The organism is Yersinia sp. 2542 StPb PI (assembly GCF_048593855.1).
Classification (GTDB): Bacteria; Pseudomonadota; Gammaproteobacteria; order Enterobacterales; family Enterobacteriaceae; genus Yersinia; species Yersinia enterocolitica_E.
This window is the reverse complement of the sequence record NZ_JAZGQA010000082.1, coordinates 1-18652: the sequence shown is the minus strand read 5'-3', so window position 1 is coordinate 18652 and position 18652 is coordinate 1. Positions and strand designations below refer to the sequence as shown.

Below are 18652 nucleotides of genomic sequence, written 5' to 3'. Positions count from 1 at the left end.
AATCTACTGTATTAGATAAATACATACCTCAACGTAGTTGGCGTTGCAGCAAGGTAGCAAACGAACAAACCCGTGGAGCTGACTAAGGTCAGTGATGCAGGTGCGTGAGAGTTGCTAACAACGCTGTAGCTATCAATACGAGGGGGAAGTTACTGAAATGGTTATGTCGTGTATGCATTGATACTTAATACGCGACAGGGAAGGGGGTGAAAATCCCCCGCAGCCCCCGCTGCTGTGATGCCGACGAACCCGCTGAAACCACTGATCCACTGGATTGGGAAGGTGCGGGGGAGGATGACGCTAAGCCAGAAGACCAGCCAGATCGGTAAAATATATTCAACTCCTTCGGTGGGAAGCGGGTTGTCATCAGATGCGCGCTGCGGTGACGTTGCGCAGACGCACCTTTTTGACACTGCATATCCCGCTCGAAATGGCGGGATTTTTTATGCAACGGTCTGGCAAACAAGCATTTATTATCGCAGGTACCGGCAGTGGATGCGGTAAAACAACCGTGACGTTGGGTATTCTGCGGGCGCTGATGGCGCGCGGGTTGTCTGTGCAGCCGTTTAAGGTCGGGCCAGATTACCTGGATACCGGCTGGCATAGCGCCGTCAGCGGTGTTACCTCGCGTAACCTCGATGCTTTTATGCTACCGCCTGCGACCTTGAATGGGCTGTATAATCAGCATATGCGCCATGCTGATGTGGCGGTGATCGAAGGTGTGATGGGCTTGTATGACGGCTACGGCACTGATCCTGATTATTGCAGTAGTGCGGCGATGGCCAAGCAACTGGGCTGCCCGGTTATCTTACTGGTGGATGGCAAGGCGGTATCTACCTCGGTTGCAGCTACCGTGCTAGGGTTCTGCCAGTTTGACCGGAATCTCACCATTGCAGGCGTGATTGTTAACCGTGTTAATTCAGAAAACCATTATCAGCTAATCCGCCACGCCATCGAGCATTACTGCGGTATTCCCGTGCTGGGCCGTTTGCCGGTGATGGATGATATCGCGCTGCCATCACGCCATTTAGGGTTGATACCGGTGCAAGAACAGCGTGAGGGCGTGGCGGGTAAAACCCATCAGCCCGACAGCTCGCCCCGCTGGCAACGGCTGGCACAGCAGGTTGAAGCCTTTATCGATCTTGACCGATTACTGGCACTGACGCATTGTGCGGCACAGCCTGTCGGCACCCCCCCTTCCTTACCTTCATCCACACTGGCTAACGGCCTGACACTGGCCTTGGCCGAAGATGAAGCATTCAATTTCTATTACCCCGATAACCTTGACCTGCTAGAGCAGGCAGGCGTGCGCATCCAACGTTTCAGCCCACTTCATGACCGCCGGTTACCTGATTGCCAGATGATTTATCTCGGGGGCGGTTATCCCGAAATTCACGCTGCTCGCTTAGCCGCAAATACAGCGATGCATGCAGCGTTACAGCAAGCGCACCGCCAACAGATTCCGCTGTATGCCGAATGCGGTGGCCTGATGTACCTCGGTGATGGCTTAACGGATGAGGGGGGGCAGCGCCACCCGATGGTTGGTATTTTGGCCGGTGAGAGCCAGATGGGGAAACGGCTGACTCGCTTTGGTTACTGTCAGGCACAGGCCCGCAGTGACACCTTATTGGCTGCACAAGGTGAAGTTCTACGTGGTCATGAATTCCATTATTCCGATTTTACCAGCCCATTGACGCCGGTATTTGATAGCAGCAAATGGCGTGATGGCGTCGCTATTCAGCGCTGGCACAGTGGCTATCAACTCCAGCGCACTCAGGCCAGCTATCTGCATATCCATTTTGCTCAGCGCCCCGGTTTACTGGATGGCTGGCTGACCGCTGCCCGGAGCGTGCTATGACCCTGAGCGCATGGTTTGTCGCTTTCTTGCTTGATAGCTGGCTCGGCGACCCGCCGCACTGGCCGCATCCGGTGCGCTGGATGGGTAACCTGATCTCTGTCATGCAGCGTGCGATTCGTGCGGTTTGCCAAAGTGAACGGGCATTGAAGTGGGGGGGCGCAGTGTTGTGGTTGGTGGTGGTCGGTGTGACATGGCTGCTGAGTTGGGGATTCTTATCACTGATGACACACATCAATCCGTGGCTCGGCTGGTTGGCGCAAGTGTGGATGATTTACACCTTATTAGCGGGACGTTGCCTGAGTGACGCAGCGCTGCTGGTGTTTGATGCCCTGAAACACGGTTCGCTGGCACAAAGCCGCGAGAAGCTGTCATGGATTGTCGGGCGTGACACCTCACAACTGGAGAAGCCACAAATCACCCGTGCGGTGGTAGAGACAGTGGCCGAAAACAGCGTTGATGGCGTGATTGCACCGCTGTTCTTTCTGATGTTAGGCGGCGCTCCGCTGGCAATGGCTTACAAAGCAGTCAATACCCTTGATTCGATGGTGGGTTACAAAACGCCAAAATACCGCGCAATTGGTTATGTGTCGGCACGGATGGATGATCTGGCGAACTGGATCCCAGCCCGTCTGAGCTGGCTATTACTCAGCGCAGCCGCATGGTTACTCCGGGCCGATTATCGTCAGGCATTGCGCATCGGCTGGCGTGATCGTTATCAGCACGCCAGTCCTAACTGCGCCTGGTCTGAGGCCACGGTTGCCGGTGCGCTGGGCGTGCGGTTGGGGGGGCCGAATGATTACTTTGGCGTGCGGGTTGAAAAACCCTGGATCGGTGATGAACGGCGCGAGGTGGATCTGGGCGATATCCCGCGCACTATCCATTTGATGCTGGTGGCATCGTTATTAGCGCTATTACTGTTTGCCCTGATTCGTCTGCTGCTGGTCGGCATTTAACAAGGATAACCTGATGAACTATATAAAGAACCCGCAGGAAATAGAGCAAAACAGTTTTGCCATCATCGGTGACATTATTGCCGATGAGCGGCCGGACTTTCGCTTTGTCAGTGAGATGCAAGAAGCGGTGATCAAGCGGGTTATCCATACCACGGCGGATTTTGATTGGCTGGATATTCTGCATTTCTCACCGCAGGTACTGACCCATATTGCCGAGGGTATCCGCCGGGGTTGCACCCTTTATACCGATACCACGATGGCGATGTCCGGTATCAACAAAGTGCTGTTAAAGCAGATGGGATGTGAATGCCGTTGCTACATCAGTGACCCACGGGTGGTGGAGAGTGCGCCGCTACAGGGTATTACTCGCTCGATGGCCGCAGTGGATGTTGCTCTGGCAGAGTCAGGAGAAAAGCTGTTTGTCTTTGGTAATGCCCCGACTGCGTTATTCCGCTTGTTGGAACGCCACGCCACACCGATCGCGGTCATTGGTGTACCGGTGGGGTTTGTCGGGGCGGCTGAATCCAAAGATGCCTTGGTTGCCAGTGACCTGCCGTGCATTGCAGCACTTGGGCGCAAAGGGGGTAGCAATGTGGCAGCAGCCATCATCAACGCCATCCTCTATCAGTTACGGGGGGCGCTATGAGTGAGGCTACTGTCAATGACAGTCAGATGCTGCAAAACCAGCAATTAGACAGTATTTGGCATAACGGCAAACAATATCGCAAAGGCTACACCACCGGTTCTTGTGCGACGGCGGCGGCTAAAGTGGCGGCGCTAATGGTGTTGCGCCAGCAAGTGATTGACCAGATTTCAATTGTGACGCCTTCCGGTGTCACGTTATGCCTGAATGTAGAACAACCCCTCATTGAGGGCCAGCAAGCTACGGCGGCCATCCGCAAAGATGGTGGTGATGATGTTGATGCGACCCACGGCATGCTGATTTTTGCTCGCGTCACGCTGCGTGAACAGACGGAAATTACTCTGCGCGGTGGCGAAGGAGTCGGGACAGTAACCCGTAAAGGTATTGGCCTCCCCGTCGGCAGCTCAGCCATTAATCGTACACCACGCCAGACCATCGAGGCAGCAGTGCGCGAGGTCATCGGCCCGTTACGCGGTGCTGAAATAGAGATCTTTGCTCCCGAAGGGCAACAGCGGGCGAAAAAAACCTACAACGGGCGGTTGGGGATCCTCGGTGGCATTTCCATCATCGGTACTACCGGCATTGTGACACCGATGTCGGAAGAGAGCTGGAAACGCTCGCTGGCACTGGAATTGGAGATGAAGCGCGCGGCGGGTGAAGATCGCGTCATTCTGGTACCGGGCAATCATGGCGAGCGCTTTGTTCGCGACCATCTGGGCCTCGACAGCCAGCGGGTGGTGACCATGAGTAATTTCGTCGGCTATATGTTGCAGGAAACCGTGCGACTGGGCTTTCGTCAGGTGCTGCTGGTAGGGCATCCCGGCAAATTAGTGAAAGTGGCTGCCGGTATCTTCCATACCCACAGCCATATCGCGGATGGGCGTATGGAAACATTGGTTGCCCATCTGGCGCTGATGAGGGCGCCGCATGCGCTACTGCTTGAAGTGAACCAGTGCGATACCACTGAAGCGGCGATGGAATTGATTGCTGAGCAGGGGTGGCAGGCGGTCTACAGCCGTATTGCCGAACGTATCTGTGAGCGAATTGCTGAAATGATGCGTTTCTCCGTTAATCCGCCGCAGTGCGATGCGATTTTATTCTCTTTCGATAATCAGGTGTTAGGCAGCAGCCGGCCTCTGGATGAGATTGTGGAGGCATTGCGATGATTACGGTTGTTGGCATCGGCCCAGGTGATATCGACTATCTGACCCCTGAAGCCCGGCGGGCTATCAGCCAGGCTGAGGTATTGGTGGGCGGGAAGCGCCATCTGGCAACATTTAGCAGCAATGTCCGTGAGTCCCGCTGGTTAGATGCGGATCTGCTGGGGTTACTGGAGTGGCTGGATAGCAACAAAACTCGCGCCATTGTGGTACTGGCTTCCGGTGATCCTCTGCTGTATGGCATTGGCAAACTGCTGGCGGCGAACTTCGGCACTGACGAGTTACATATCGTGCCCGGCATCAGCGCTATTCAATATCTGTGTGCCAAAGTGGCGCTGGATATGAATGACCTTTTTCTTACCAGCAGCCACGGGCGGGTACCCGATTTTGACTGGATTTTCCAGCATGACAAGGTGGCGATGGTGACTGACAGTATTATCGGCCCGCGTGCCATCGCCGATGCATTACATCAGCGTGGTCTGTCCCGCACCTTGATTATCGGTGAAAACCTGTCACAACCCAATGAACGTATTCACCGTCTGTCGCAACAACAGGTGGCGGCGCGTTATGACATGAATGTGGTGGTGATCCTCAATGAGAGATGATCTGTTCTTACGTGGGCAAAAAGTCCCGATGACCAAAGAAGCGGTGCGCGCATTGGCACTGGAACGGCTGGAGTTACCTTGTTATGGCCATCTGATTGATGTGGGCGCCGGGACGGGCAGTGTGGCGTTGGAGGCGGCACTGCGCTTCCCCGATTTGCAGGTCACCGCGATTGAGCGCAATCCAGCGGCACTGGAACTGATTAGCGAAAACCGCCAGCGGCTGGGTTGCCACAATGTGGCGATTATTGCAGGCGTTGCCCCCTTGCCTAATACGGCCACAGCCGATGCCATTTTTATTGGTGGCAGCGGCGGGCATTTAACCGATCTGATTGATTGGGCGCTGATGACACTAAAGCCCGATGGCCGTTTGGTACTGACCTTTATTTTGCTCAATAACCTTAATGACGCGTTGGCTCACTTACAGCACTGCGCTGTCAGCCAGTTAGATTGCGTGCAGTTGCAACTCTCCACCCTGACCCCTTTGGGCAGCGGACACTATTTTAAACCTAATAATCCTACTTATCTTATTTCCTGCCACAAGGAGGCGCGCAATGTCTGAGCATCCTGATGCTGTATCAACAGCGGTAATACAACCCTGGGATACACAAAAAATCTGGTTTGTCGGTGCAGGGCCGGGCGACAAAGAGTTGATCACCCTGAAAGGCTACCGGTTGTTACAGCAAGCAGAGGTGGTTATCTACGCCGGCTCGCTGATCAATACCGAACTGCTGGAATATTGTTCGCCAGAGGCGCAATGCCACGATAGCGCGGGTTTGAATTTGGAACAGATCATCACACTGATGGTTGATGGTGTGCGGGCTGGCAAGTTGGTGGTGCGATTACAAACCGGTGACCTCTCTTTATATGGTTCGATCCGTGAGCAGGGGGAGGTGTTGAGTGAGCACGGTATTGGTTTTGTGTCGGTACCGGGTGTCAGTGCTTTTCTTGGCGCAGCAGCGCAACTGGGGGTGGAATACACCGTGCCAGAAGTGGCGCAGAGCTTGATTATTACCCGAATCGAAGGGCGAACCCCGATGCCGCCGCTGGAGCAACTGGAGGCGTTTGCCGCGCACCAAACGTCGATGGCGATTTTCTTGTCAGTGCAAGAGATGGACCGCGTAGCTGAACGTTTGATTGCTGGTGGATACCCGGCGACGACTCCTGTTGCGGTGGTGTACAAAGCGACATGGGCTGAAAGCCTTACTGTGCGCGGTACGCTGGCTGATATCGCCGAATTGGTCCGCGCCGCCGCTATTCATAAAACTGCACTGATTTTGGTGGGGCCGTTCCTTGGCGATGAATACCACTATTCCAAACTCTATGATGCGGGGTTTAGCCATGAATATCGTCAAGCCTGAATCCATAGCGGTATTTTGCCTGACTCCGGGCGGGGTGCGGTTGGCGCGGCGTTTGCAGACCCACTTGCCGCTGACCTGCTTTACCAGTGAAAAACTGTTGGAACCGGGTTTTCTGCCGTTCAATGGCAGTTTTGGCGACACCATCCGCGAGGCATTTAAACAGTACTCGGCACTGGTGGTGGTCGGGGCTATCGGCCTGACAGTGCGGGTTATCGCCCCGTTGGTGAATGACAAAATGAGTGATCCGGCGGTGGTGGTGATTGATGAGCGTGGGCAACATGTTATTAGTCTGTTGTCTGGTCACGTGGGTGGTGCCAATACGTTAACCCGGTATCTGGCGGGCATTCTCGGGGCCGATCCGGTGATAACTACTGCAACCGACGTTAACCAGATGGCGGCATTGGATACGCTGGCGACCCAACTGGACGGCGAAATGCAGGATTTTCGTCACGCCGTCAAAGTGGTCAATCAAATGTTGGTCAGCGAACAAAAAGTGGGGTTGTGGTGGGATGCACCCCTGTTAGCTGAGCGTGAACGCTGTGACACCCGTGGTTTTGTAGCGGTCGATTCGTTGGATCAATTGCCAAAACTGGATGCACTAGTTTGCGTCACGTTACGCGACAGCCTGCCCCCATTACCATTACCGGTTTACAAACTGGTGCCACGCCGGGTAGTCGCGGGTATCGGTTGCCGCCGGGCCACCTCGCTGCAAACCTTGGTTGAATTGTTACAACAGCAAATGGCCGAGAATCACTTTGACCTCATGGCGCTGCGGGCTATTGGCAGTGTCACTATCAAAAAAGATGAACCCGCGCTACATCAATTGGCTCAGTGCTGGCGAGTACCGTTCGAACTGTTCAGTGTCGGCGAACTGAGCCGCCATGAGCAACGTTTCCCTGCTTCTGATTTTGTCCGCCAAACGGTGGGTGTCGGCAGCGTTTCACAACCGGTCGCCTGGCTGATGAGCGACGGTAAATTGGTTGGCAATACTCTGCGTCAGCAGGGTGTCACCATCACTCTGGGAGTATCGCATTAATGTTAACCGTAATTGGCATTGGGCCGGGCAGTGAATCGATGATGACGCAGGAAGCCATCGTCGCAATCCGCGAGGCGGAAATTATCGTTGGTTATAAAACCTATACCCATCTGGTGAAACCCTTGACTGGGGATAAGCAGGTGATCAAAACCGGCATGTGTAAAGAGATAGAGCGCTGCCAAACCGCCATTGATCTGGCGCTGGCGGGCCATAACGTGGCGCTTATCAGCAGTGGTGATGCCGGGATCTATGGTATGGCGGGCTTGGTGCTGGAGCTGGTAACGCAACAAAAATTGGAGTTGGAGGTGCGGTTGGTGGCGGGGATCACCGCCAGTATTGCTGCCGCCTCGTTACTCGGTGCGCCGCTAATGCATGATTTTTGTCATATCAGCCTGAGTGATTTGATGACGCCGTGGGCGGTGATCGAAAAGCGCATTATCGCGGCAGCGCAGGCTGATTTTGTTATCTGTTTCTATAACCCACGCAGCCGTGGCCGTGAAGGGCATCTGGCCCGCGCGTTTGAGCTAATGCAGCCGTGGAAGCGGCCTGAAACGCCGGTCGGGGTAGTGAAAGCCGCCGGGCGTAAAAAACAGGAGAAATGGCTAACCACGCTGGGTGAGATGGATTTCGAACCGGTGGATATGACCAGTCTGGTTATCGTCGGTAATCAGGCGACCTATTGCCGTGATGGGCTGATGATCACGCCACGGGGCTATTCATTGTGATGGGCCATCACCCTTATCCACCGATTCATGTGTTTGGCGGTACCAGTGATGCGCGGCTGATTTGCCAATTACTGGATGTCGCAGAGCAACGCTATAGCCTGTCGGTCGCCACGGACGCCGGTAAACAACTGGCGGGGGATATTGGCGGTGAGGTCATGGTTGGGCGGATGGATGCAGGGCAGATGGCTGATTTTTTGGCGACCAGACAGGTCCAGTGGGTGATTGATGCCTCGCATCCTTATGCCTGCATGCTCAGTGACAATGTGGTGGCGGCCTGCGAACAGTCAAATGTCACGCTGACCCGTTACCAACGACCAAGTGAAATTGATGTTCTGAGCCACCCTCTACTGCACAAGGTCGATAGTGTCGCTGCGGCCTGTGAGGTGGCCAAACGGCTGGGGCCGCGGGTGTTACTCACGACTGGCAGCAAGCAGTTGGCTGAATATCAACGTGGGCTGGTGGGTAAAACCTTACTGGTTCGGGTGCTGCCCACGGCGCAAGTGCTGAACCAATGTGAGGCGCTGGGGCTGGGGGTAGACCACATTATTGCGCTGCGCGGGCCATTCAGCGCGTCGTTCAATCAGGCACTGTATGAGTTTTGCCAGCCGGATGTGGTTATCACTAAAGAGTCCGGTGCCCAGGGGGGATATCAGGAAAAAGTCGCCCCCTGTCTGGCACTGAATATCCCCTGCATTGTGGTGTGTCGCCCCGCCAGCGTGGTATTGGGCGGTATTGGTCAGCAAGTGACGTCATTAGATGAATTTAGTCAACATCTGAACCACTGGCAACAATTTGGCCCACAGGCAAGAACAACGAGGACAATAAAATGAAAAAGGCACTGTTGGTGATCAGTTTTGGCACCAGTTATGAACAAACCCGCCAAAAGAATATTGATGCTTGCGAGCAGCAACTGGCGGCAGCTTACAGCGATCGTGATGTCTTTCGCGCGTTTACCTCGGAGATGATCATCCGCAAATTGCGCAAACGCGATGGTTTGCTGATCAACAACCCACGGGAGGCGCTAAAACACCTGGCTGAACAGGGCTATCAGGATGTCGCCATCCAATCGCTGCATGTGATAAACGGCGATGAATACGAAAAAATTGCTAATGAAGTGCGCACCTTTAGCGACTGTTTCCATCGTCTGGTATTGGGTACGCCGTTGTTAAGCAGTTTTGCCGATTACCAACAATTGCTGGTGGCGTTACAGGCTCAAATGCCGGTGCTGGCCGCCGATGAGCGAGTGGTTTTTATGGGCCACGGCGCCAGCCATTATGCCTTTTCAGCCTATGCCTGCCTTGATCATCTGATGACCTCGCTGCATTTCCCGGCATTGGTGGGCGCGGTAGAAAGTTATCCAGAAATCAGCCATATCATTACCCGGCTGCAACAGCAGGGGGTACGTAAAGTGCACTTAATGCCGCTGATGTTGGTGGCAGGCTGCCATGCCATCAACGATATGGCCTCTGATGAGCCGGACTCATGGCAATCGCAATTGGAGGCCGCCGGTATCTGTGCTCACTCCTGGTTACAAGGATTGGGTGAGAACCCATTGATACGTCAAATGTTTGTCGAACATCTGGACCAAGCCTTACAACAAAAACAGCAGGAGGCAGCGTAATGAGCGGCAGACTTTATGCATTGGGTGTTGGCCCAGGTGCCAGTGATTTAATTACGGTGCGCGCAGCACGGCTGATAGCCAAACTCGATGTGCTGTATGCGCCTGCCGGGCGCAAAGGTGGCGACAGTCTGGCGCTCTCTATCGTGCGCGAATACCTTTCACCACATACCGAAATCCGCACCTGTCATTTCCCTATGAGCGCTGATGATAGTGAGAAGCAAGCGGTATGGGATGAGGTGGCACAACAGTTGCAATCGGAAGTGGCCAATGGCCGTCAGGTGGGGTTTATCACCCTCGGCGATGCCATGTTATTCAGCACGTGGGTGTTTTTATTGGAACGCATCGGGCGGCCTGATTGGTTGGAAATCGTACCGGGCGTAACCTCATTTGCCGCCATTGCCTCGCGTGCGGCGCTACCGCTGGCGATGGAGCAGCAGTCACTGGCCATCATGTCCTGTACCGCGCCGGAGGCCGAATTGGAGCGCGCACTGCGGGATCACGACTGTGTGGTGCTAATGAAAGTCTACGGCCGTTTTGCTCGGATCCAGGCGCTGCTGGCACGGTTGGAGCTGTTCCCACATGCGCTGTTGATGTCGGAAGCCTCATTGCCCGGCGAAGTGTGCTGGCGTCAGCTTGATAGCATCGCCGCTGACCAGCCATTGCCCTATTTCTCGACCATTTTAGTGAATAAACAGCAACGAGTTAATGGATAACAGGTTAGTTAAATAGAGGGTTAATTAATTTTAAATTACTCCCCAAAGTGATTGGAGCAACTAATGGAAATGGAAAAAGAGTTAAAGAAACTGTCTTATAGCGGAGTGGCAATGGCAATCTTGCTCACGCTGGCACCGAATGACGTTTTTGCCATGCACATTATGGAAGGTTTTCTGCCGCCGATGTGGGCGCTGGCTTGGTGGGTATTGTTTCTGCCATGTCTGTTTATGGGGTTGGTGCGCTTAAAGCAGATTGTGGCTGAAGACAGCAATCAGAAAGTGTTACTGGCGCTGTGTGGTGCGTTTATTTTCGTGCTCTCAGCACTGAAAATTCCGTCGGTGACCGGCAGTTGCTCGCACCCTACAGGGGTAGGGCTGGCTGTCATCTTGTTTGGGCCGGTGGTGGTGGCAGTGCTGGGGGCGATTGTACTGCTGTTCCAGGCGCTATTGCTGGCACACGGCGGGCTGACAACGCTCGGTGCTAACGGTATGTCGATGGCGGTGATCGGGCCGGTAGTGGGGTATTTGGTTTGGAAATTGGCCTGTAAAGCGGGATTACGCCGTGATGTTGGGGTCTTCCTCTGTGCCATGTTAGCGGATTTAACCACTTACTTTGTCACCTCTGTGCAACTTGGCTTGGCATTCCCCGATCCACAATTTGGTATCAGTGGTTCAGTTATCAAGTTTATGGGGGTGTTCTGTATTACCCAGATCCCAATTGCGATTGCCGAAGGGTTGCTGACGGTCATGATTTACGACCAATTAACCAAACGGCGCTTAATTCACGCGGAGAGCCATTAACATGAAAAAGACCCTGATCCTGCTGGCAATGGTGATTGCACTGGTTATTATGCCGTTCTTTATTAATCACGGTGGCGAATACGGTGGCTCGGATGGTGAGGCTGAAGCGCTGATCCAGCAAACAGCACCGCACTATGAGCCTTGGTTCCAGCCATTATATGAACCTGCCAGTGGTGAAATTGAGAGTCTGTTGTTCACCCTGCAAGGCTCCATTGGCGCAGCGGTGATTTTCTATATCTTGGGTTACTACCGGGGGAAACGCGGTGAGCATGCTGGGGATTGATAAACTAAGTTATCAAAGCCGCTGGCGGCAGGTTGACCCAATAGGAAAACTGGTGCTGTATGGGGTTTTCCTGTTGTTGGCGATGCTCAGCCCGCCGCTCTATCAGGCGCTACTGCTGATATTTATCGCCGCGCTGACCTGCTACTTGTTACGCATTGGCCCGCGCCGTTATCTGCGCTGGCTGGCTATCCCGCTGTCATTCCTGTTGGTGGGGTTGGTGACTATTGTGTTATCCCTCGCCCGTCAACCGGAGAGCATGTGGTGGAGTATACAAATCGGCAATTGGTGGTTCGGTATCGATAAAGTCGGTCTAACCACTGCCAATCAGACCTTGTGGCGTAGCCTGGCTGCATTGGCCGCGACTTTCTGGTTTGTGCTGAATACGCCATTCCCACAGCTTATTCAGATACTTAAACGCTGCCATGCCCCCCGTTTGCTGACTGAGCAAATTTTGCTGACCTGGCGCTTTATTTTTATTTTGGCTGAAGAGGCTGCTGCTATCCATCATGCGCAGTCCCTGCGGTTTGGTTATATCTCATTGCGTACTGGCTACCATTCGCTGGCTATGTTGGTGAGTATGCTATTTACCCGCGTGATGATTCGCTATCAACAGATGGTTATCTCGCTGGATATGAAACTTTATCAGGGTGATTTCCACCTGTAAGGCAGGATTTGATGTTAGCCACCAGGCAGTTAGGTTTCAGCTATCAGGATGAGCAGGTATTGCACGATCTGACGCTGGATTTCAGTCAGCACGCGGTCACTGGTGTCTTGGGCGCCAATGGCTGTGGCAAATCCACCTTATTTATGAATCTGACCGGTATTTTGCAACCCCAACACGGGACTGTGCTGTGGCAAGGAGAGCCGCTGAGTTATAAAAAGGCCAGCCTGCGTGAGCTACGCCAACGGGTGACAACGGTATTCCAAGACCCGGAACAGCAGATTTTTTATACCGATATCGACAGTGATATCGCGTTCAGCCTGCGTAATCTCGGCGTGGAGGAAACGGTGATCGCCGCGCGAGTGGATCGGGCGCTGACACTGGTTGATGCGCAGGGTTTTCGCCATAAATCTATTCAGCACCTCAGTCACGGTCAGAAAAAACGGGTGGCAATTGCCGGAGCACTGGTGATGGAAGCAGAGTATCTGTTACTCGATGAGCCGACCGCTGGGCTGGATCCGGCCGGGCGTCAGCACATGATTACCATCATTGAACGCATTGTGGCAGAAGGGAAACGGGTTATTCTCTCCAGCCATGATATCGATTTGGTCTACAAGGTTTGTGACTATCTGTATGTCTTATCTCATGGTCGCTTAATGATGGCCGGTGAAACGACTGAGGTGTTTCTGCAACAGGATAAACTGCGCGCTGCCGGGCTTATCCAGCCATGGTTGGTCAAAATGCACTGCGAGCTAGGGTTACCGTTATGCAAAACGGAAGAACAACTTTTTGCGTTGATGCGTCAGCGTGAAACCGAGGAGGCGCAATGAGTTTATCGGTGATGGTGCAAGGTACCGCATCTGATGTAGGTAAGAGTGTATTGGTGGCTGGGCTATGCCGTATTTTTATGCAGGATGGCTATCGTTGTGCACCGTTTAAATCGCAGAATATGGCGCTCAACTCAGGTATTACGCCGCAGGGTGAGGAGATGGGGCGGGCACAGATTTTTCAGGCGGAAGCCGCAGGCATCACCCCTGATGTGCGCATGAATCCGGTACTACTCAAACCCACCAGTGACCGTAAGGCGCAGGTGGTACTGATGGGCAAAGTTGCCTGCAATATGGATGCGGTGGAATATCATCAATATAAGCCGCAATTGCAGCAACAAATCAGCGAGGTTTACCAAAGTTTAGCCCGTGAATATGACGTCATGGTGCTGGAAGGGGCGGGTAGCCCGGCAGAAATTAACCTGCGTGACCGCGATATCGTCAATATGGGGATGGCGGCAATGGCCGATGCACCGGTGATACTGGTGGCTGATATCGATCGCGGTGGGGTGTTTGCGGCTATTTATGGCACCTTAGCCCTGTTGCATCCTCATGAAAAAGCCCGGGTCAAAGGGGTGATAATCAATAAGTTTCGGGGTGACATTGCGCTGCTTAAACCCGGGTTGGAACAGATTGAAGCGCTGACGGATGTGCCGGTATTAGGGGTAATGCCGTGGCTGGATATTGATTTGGAAGATGAAGATGGTGTGGCATTACAAAATGGCAAATATCAGGATGCGGCGGAAAAAGCGCTGGATATCGCTGTCATTCACTTGCCACACATTGCCAACTTTACTGATTTTAATGCGTTGGCGGCCCAGCCAGATGTGCGCCTGCGCTATGTTTCGCAGCCCTCAGCCTTGGGGCAACCGGATCTGATTATTCTGCCTGGCAGCAAAAATACCTTGGGCGATTTACAGCGGTTGCATCACAGTGGGCTGGCCGCCGCGTTATTGGCACAACATCAACATCAGGTACCGGTGCTGGGTATCTGTGGCGGTTATCAGATGTTGGGAAAACGTATTATTGATGGTGTGGAGTCTGGGCTGGAACAGATGGCGGGCCTTGGTTTGCTAGATGTGGAAACGCAGTTTGCACAGGACAAAGTGACCACGCGGGTCAGTGGCTATTGTCTGACGGGCCTGCCGGGGATGCTGGAAAGCTGCGGCGAGCAGCAACTGGAAGGTTATGAAATTCATATGGGTGCATCCCTGCTTGGAGCGGCAGCCAAGCCTTTCGCACAATTGACATTGCGTAACGGGCTAGTGGAGCAATGGTTGGAAGGGGCGGTGAACGCCGACGGCAGTGTGCTGGGCAGCTATATTCATGGTCTGTTTGACAGCCACAACTTCACTCGCCCACTGCTGGACAATTTGCGCCAACGTAAAGGGCTGGCGGCGTTTGATGGTGTGACGGTGAATTACGCCGAACATAAGCAGCAACAGTTTGATATTCTGGCAGCACATATGCGACAAAATATTGATATTGAAAGTATTTATAAAATAATGAAAACACATCGACAGGAGCGCGCGCAGTGATTTTGATTACCGGAGGTGCGCGCAGCGGCAAAAGTTCGCTGGCTGAACGGTTGGCGGCACAGGCGGCTGAGCGGGTGTTTTATATTGCCACCTCAGTGGTAACAGATGTGGAAATGGCCGCGCGGGTTGAGTTACATCGCGCCAGTCGCCCGGCACACTGGCGTACCTGGGAAGGTTATCGGGATCTGGGGGCAGTGTTGGATCAGCAAGTGGAACCCGGCGAAGCGGTGATGTTGGAGTGTATTACCACCCTTATCACTAATCTGCTGTTTGAACAGGCCGGTGATACGCCGCCGGAGCAGATGGATTTCATGTTACTTGAAGCGCGGATTCAGCAACAAATTACCGATCTGCTGGCCGCCTGTGCCCGAAGTTCAGCACCGATTTATTTGGTGACGAATGAACTGGGGATGGGCATTGTGCCGGAAAATCGTTTAGCGCGACATTTTCGCGATATCGCCGGTCGGGTCAATCAGCGCCTGGCTGCTGCCGCTGACCAGGTGTTTCTGGTGGTTTCCGGCATTGAGGTAAAAATTAAATGAGCCTGCGTCTATTTCTCGCCACCTTGCAGTTTATGACCCGGATTCCGGTGCCAGAGCGCTGGACGCAAGGGTTGGCGATGGATCAGTACGAACGCGGTATTATCGGTTTCCCGCTGATTGGGCTGATTGTCGGTATCATCGGCGCGCTGGTCTTTACCCTGCTGGCCCCCTGGTGTGGCATTCCGTTAGCGGCACTGGGTTATGTGCTGGCACTGGCGCTGGTCACTGGCGCTTTCCACCTTGATGGTTTGGCAGATACCTGCGATGGCGTGTTTTCCGCTCGTAAACGCGAGCAGATGTTGGAGATCATGCGTGATAGCCGCCTTGGTACTAACGGCGGTTTAGCCTTGATCTTTATCGTGGTGGCGAAAGTGCTGGTGGTGAGTGAACTGGCACTGCGCGATGTGCCGATGCTATTGATGCTAATGGCAGCTTCAGTGGCGGGGCGCACGGTGATTGTGTTGTTGATGTACCGCCAGCGTTATGCCCGCGCAGGCAATGGCTTGGGCAATATTTACATCGGTAAAGTTACCGGCCGGCAAACTGCCGTCACATTAGTGGGTGGCGCAATACTTACCCTGTTACTGGGGAAAGGGACTGCGCTGTTGGCACTGGTGATTACCATGGCGGTAGTGCTGCTGTTGGCAACCTATCTGCGTCGCCGTTTAGGCGGGCAAACCGGTGATACATTGGGCGCGGCTGCTGAAATAGGTGAGTTGGTGTTTTTGCTGGCGCTGTTGTAGCTGCCCTGCAATAACAGCGTTATTTCCTGAATAATCTCAAGATTGAGCCATTCTATGCGACTTTTTCTGGTACGCCACGGGCAAACCGAGGCCAATTTGCGTGGCGTTTTTTGCGGCCTGACCGATTTGGCACTGACACCACAGGGTGTGGAGCAGGCCGGATGGGTGGCCGATTGGTTAGCGGATGTGAATTTTTGTCAGGGCGTCAGCAGCCAGTTGCTGCGCGCCCGCCATACCGCCGACATCATACTTGCTGGGCACCGGGTGAGCGCCGATAGCGACGGGCAATTAAATGAAATGAATTTTGGCGACTGGGAAATGCGCCATCATCATGATTTACAGCGAGAAGACCCGGATGCATGGGCACAATGGGTGGCCGATTGGCAACAGGCAAGTCCCACGGGAGGAGAGTCATTCCCTCAGTTTTCTGCCCGGGTTGAAGAGGTTATCCAGCCACTGTTGTTAGCATCGGGCACTTCACCACAAAGTAATGATAACAATCGGCTACTGGTTGCTCATCAGGGGGTATTAAGCCTGATGTTGGCTCGTTTGCTGGCCATGCCAGCGGCGGCTATGTGGCATTTTCATTTTGATCAGGGGGCATACAGCGTATTAGAGATCCATGATGGATTTGTCACGCTGCGTGCGTTTAACAGTCGGGCTGTTTGGCAGCCTGCAATACGAGGTTAAGTACATGCAAACACTTTCATCGATTCTGCGCACGATTGCGCCGCTGGATAGCAAGGCGATGGCCCGAGCACAGGTGCGGTTGGATGGTTTACTGAAACCACCAGGTAGCTTAGGTCGCCTGGAACAACTGGCGGTTCAACTGGCTGGAATGCGGGGGTTATACGGGCATCAAGTTGAGCGCAAACAAATTATTGTGATGGCAGCAGATCATGGCGTCTACGATGAAGGCGTGGCTATTTCACCTCGAGTGGTCACGCTGGTTCAGGCGTTGAACATGGTGAAAGGGGTAACGGGTGTTTGCGTGCTAGCGGCTAATGCCGGTGTTGAAGTAAAAATTGTCGATGTGGGTATTGATAGCGAGACGCTACCCGGTGTGGTGGATATGAAAGTGGCGCGTGGCAGTGGCAATATCGCCCGTGAAGCGGCAATGACTCGCCAGCAGGCAGAGGATTTACTTTGTGCCAGTGCACTGCTGACATTACGGCAGGCGGCTGAAGGCGTGAAAGTATTTGGTGTTGGTGAGTTGGGTATGGCGAATACTACGCCAGCAGCGGCGATGGTCAGCGTGTTTACTGACAGCGATCCTGAATTGGTGGTGGGGATTGGGGCTAATTTTCCTAGCGCGCAGTTGCATCATAAAGTGGCGGTAGTGCGCCGTGCTATCGAAACCAATCATCCAGATGCCAGTGATGGTATTGATGTGTTGGCGAAAGTGGGTGGTTTTGATTTGGTAGGTATGACCGGCGTGATGCTTGGTGCGGCGGCGGCGGGGTTACCGGTGGTGTTGGATGGTTTCCTCTCATATGCTTCTGCGTTAGCGGCTTGCCGTATCGCACCGGGGGTCCGTGACTATTTGATCCCCTCTCATCTATCAGCAGAAAAAGGTGCGGTCATTGCGCTAAGCCATCTGCAACTCGAGCCATACTTGCAAATGGGCATGCGGCTAGGTGAGGGCAGTGGCGCCGCAATTGCCATGCATTTAGTGGATGCCGCCTGTGCCATGTATAACAATATGGGGTTGTTGGCTGAAAGTAATATTGAGTTACCTACTCCCCTTCGTCCTTGAAATTACAGGGGTGTTAGCTACGTTCATTCACCCGAATCCCAATGACTTTGGGGTGTTTCCTTCGTCCTTGAAATTACAGGGGGTGTTAGCTACGTTCATTCACCCGAATCCCAATGACTTTGGGGGTGTTTCCTTCGTCCTTGAAATTACAGGGGGTGTTAGCTATGTTCATTCACCCGAATCACTTACATGAGTAAGCTCATCGGAGTTCATTCTCTTGCTGCCTACCTGCAACTTGAATGGCTTTGAATTGCTAAGGGAGTTTTTAGTCGTTGAATAATCAAATAGAAACAAAAAAACCGCCAGGTAGGCGGTTTTTTTGTGCTGGTCAGGTAAGCGGCCTTTCCAGCAGGGCTTTGTTACCAACGTAACGCAAGGGCGATCTAGTGTTGATATTTCGGTCTGATTGCTACTCACTGTCAAGTATTTAGCGGGCACGTATTGGTGTACAAACTCGGACGGCTTTCCTTTACGGCCTAAAAATTTTAGTTCAAGAGAATAATTACTTACTCTTGTTCTGAATCCCGCGTGCGCCTAAGTTGTTATTATCAACTTGTGGCAGCCCAGTGGTTGCTGAAGAGGATAATAAACCGGTTTCAACATAGTTAAACAGCTTCTCACGGGTGTCGGTGATATCCAGATTACGCATAGTCAACTGACCAATACGATCGTCAGGTGAGAATACGGAATCCCCTTTCTCCATGGTCAGGCGCTCTGGTTTGTAGGTCAGATTGTCAGATACCGTATTGAGAATCGAATAGTCATTGCCACGACGCAGTTCCAGTGTCACTTCACCGGTAATCTCGCTCGCAACCCAACGTTGCGCAGA

At 53.4% G+C, this 18652-nt stretch carries 21 protein-coding genes, 1 pseudogene and 1 riboswitch; of the genes and pseudogenes, 21 read left to right on the top strand and 1 reads right to left on the bottom strand.

The annotated features are described in order from the left end of the window. The first annotated feature begins 149 nt into the window (after positions 1–149). Positions 150–337, top strand: a riboswitch (cobalamin riboswitch). Between the two features lie 108 nt (positions 338–445). From V1952_RS11955 to cobT, 21 genes are all read left to right on the top strand, one after another. After that, positions 446–1858 carry a cobyrinate a,c-diamide synthase gene (locus V1952_RS11955; RefSeq protein ID WP_420074795.1) on the top strand — a complete coding sequence of 471 codons (1413 nt, stop codon included), beginning with the start codon at positions 446–448 and terminating at the stop codon, positions 1856–1858. Then, the gene (gene cbiB, locus V1952_RS11950; RefSeq protein WP_372558494.1) at positions 1855–2811 is read left to right on the top strand and encodes an adenosylcobinamide-phosphate synthase CbiB; all 957 of its coding nucleotides are present in this window, start codon (positions 1855–1857) and stop codon (positions 2809–2811) included. Before V1952_RS11955 ends, cbiB begins: the two co-directional genes overlap by 4 nt. Before the next feature lie 13 nt (positions 2812–2824). Continuing rightward, positions 2825–3457, top strand: a complete 633-nt coding sequence (locus tag V1952_RS11945) for a cobalt-precorrin-8 methylmutase (protein ID WP_372558495.1) — start codon at positions 2825–2827, stop codon at positions 3455–3457. Further along, complete coding sequence (gene cbiD, locus V1952_RS11940; RefSeq protein ID WP_420074794.1) at positions 3454–4620, top strand: cobalt-precorrin-5B (C(1))-methyltransferase CbiD; 1167 nt, start codon at positions 3454–3456, stop codon at positions 4618–4620. The genes V1952_RS11945 and cbiD overlap by 4 nt, the downstream gene beginning before the upstream one ends. After that, positions 4617–5219, top strand: a complete 603-nt coding sequence (locus V1952_RS11935) for a cobalt-precorrin-7 (C(5))-methyltransferase (protein ID WP_372558497.1) — start codon at positions 4617–4619, stop codon at positions 5217–5219. Before cbiD ends, V1952_RS11935 begins: the two co-directional genes overlap by 4 nt. Then, positions 5209–5778 carry a decarboxylating cobalt-precorrin-6B (C(15))-methyltransferase gene (locus tag V1952_RS11930; RefSeq protein WP_420074793.1) on the top strand — a complete coding sequence of 190 codons (570 nt, stop codon included), beginning with the start codon at positions 5209–5211 and terminating at the stop codon, positions 5776–5778. Before V1952_RS11935 ends, V1952_RS11930 begins: the two co-directional genes overlap by 11 nt. After that, positions 5771–6577 (top strand): cobalt-precorrin-4 methyltransferase, encoded by an 807-nt coding sequence (locus tag V1952_RS11925; protein ID WP_420074792.1) that lies wholly within the window; start codon positions 5771–5773, stop codon positions 6575–6577. Before V1952_RS11930 ends, V1952_RS11925 begins: the two co-directional genes overlap by 8 nt. After that, positions 6558–7613 (top strand): cobalt-precorrin 5A hydrolase, encoded by a 1056-nt coding sequence (gene cbiG, locus V1952_RS11920; RefSeq protein ID WP_372558499.1) that lies wholly within the window; start codon positions 6558–6560, stop codon positions 7611–7613. The genes V1952_RS11925 and cbiG overlap by 20 nt, the downstream gene beginning before the upstream one ends. Next, entirely contained in the window at positions 7613–8338 is a 726-nt protein-coding gene (locus tag V1952_RS11915) for a precorrin-3B C(17)-methyltransferase (RefSeq protein WP_420074791.1), read from the top strand. Before cbiG ends, V1952_RS11915 begins: the two co-directional genes overlap by 1 nt. Beyond that, positions 8338–9168: a cobalt-precorrin-6A reductase gene (locus V1952_RS11910; protein ID WP_420071662.1), complete on the top strand. Its 831-nt coding sequence runs from the start codon at positions 8338–8340 to the stop codon at positions 9166–9168. Before V1952_RS11915 ends, V1952_RS11910 begins: the two co-directional genes overlap by 1 nt. Continuing rightward, the gene (cbiK, locus tag V1952_RS11905) at positions 9165–9959 is read left to right on the top strand and encodes a sirohydrochlorin cobaltochelatase (protein WP_372558501.1); all 795 of its coding nucleotides are present in this window, start codon (positions 9165–9167) and stop codon (positions 9957–9959) included. The genes V1952_RS11910 and cbiK overlap by 4 nt, the downstream gene beginning before the upstream one ends. Continuing rightward, positions 9959–10672: a cobalt-factor II C(20)-methyltransferase gene (locus V1952_RS11900; RefSeq protein WP_372558502.1), complete on the top strand. Its 714-nt coding sequence runs from the start codon at positions 9959–9961 to the stop codon at positions 10670–10672. The genes cbiK and V1952_RS11900 overlap by 1 nt, the downstream gene beginning before the upstream one ends. Positions 10673–10735: 63 nt before the next feature. Continuing rightward, positions 10736–11473: a cobalt ECF transporter S component CbiM gene (cbiM, locus tag V1952_RS11895; protein ID WP_005185360.1), complete on the top strand. Its 738-nt coding sequence runs from the start codon at positions 10736–10738 to the stop codon at positions 11471–11473. Position 11474: 1 nt separating this feature from the next. Continuing rightward, positions 11475–11756 (top strand): energy-coupling factor ABC transporter substrate-binding protein, encoded by a 282-nt coding sequence (locus V1952_RS11890; RefSeq protein WP_005185363.1) that lies wholly within the window; start codon positions 11475–11477, stop codon positions 11754–11756. Further along, entirely contained in the window at positions 11743–12420 is a 678-nt protein-coding gene (locus tag V1952_RS11885) for an energy-coupling factor ABC transporter transmembrane protein (RefSeq protein WP_372558503.1), read from the top strand. Before V1952_RS11890 ends, V1952_RS11885 begins: the two co-directional genes overlap by 14 nt. A gap of 11 nt (positions 12421–12431) precedes the next feature. Then, positions 12432–13247 carry an ATP-binding cassette domain-containing protein gene (locus tag V1952_RS11880; RefSeq protein WP_083159258.1) on the top strand — a complete coding sequence of 272 codons (816 nt, stop codon included), beginning with the start codon at positions 12432–12434 and terminating at the stop codon, positions 13245–13247. Continuing rightward, positions 13244–14782, top strand: coding sequence for a cobyric acid synthase (locus tag V1952_RS11875; protein ID WP_420074790.1), 1539 nt, complete (start codon positions 13244–13246; stop codon positions 14780–14782). Before V1952_RS11880 ends, V1952_RS11875 begins: the two co-directional genes overlap by 4 nt. Continuing rightward, positions 14779–15324, top strand: coding sequence for a bifunctional adenosylcobinamide kinase/adenosylcobinamide-phosphate guanylyltransferase (gene cobU, locus V1952_RS11870; RefSeq protein ID WP_420074789.1), 546 nt, complete (start codon positions 14779–14781; stop codon positions 15322–15324). The genes V1952_RS11875 and cobU overlap by 4 nt, the downstream gene beginning before the upstream one ends. Continuing rightward, the gene (cobS, locus tag V1952_RS11865) at positions 15321–16067 is read left to right on the top strand and encodes an adenosylcobinamide-GDP ribazoletransferase (RefSeq protein WP_372558506.1); all 747 of its coding nucleotides are present in this window, start codon (positions 15321–15323) and stop codon (positions 16065–16067) included. The genes cobU and cobS overlap by 4 nt, the downstream gene beginning before the upstream one ends. Before the next feature lie 54 nt (positions 16068–16121). Continuing rightward, positions 16122–16757 (top strand): adenosylcobalamin/alpha-ribazole phosphatase, encoded by a 636-nt coding sequence (locus tag V1952_RS11860; protein ID WP_372558507.1) that lies wholly within the window; start codon positions 16122–16124, stop codon positions 16755–16757. Between the two features lie 4 nt (positions 16758–16761). Beyond that, entirely contained in the window at positions 16762–17823 is a 1062-nt protein-coding gene (cobT, locus tag V1952_RS11855) for a nicotinate-nucleotide--dimethylbenzimidazole phosphoribosyltransferase (RefSeq protein WP_372558508.1), read from the top strand. Between the two features lie 502 nt (positions 17824–18325). Here cobT and V1952_RS11850 read toward each other — a convergent pair. Further along, positions 18326–18652 (bottom strand): annotated as a pseudogene (locus tag V1952_RS11850) (argininosuccinate synthase); the annotation flags it as partial.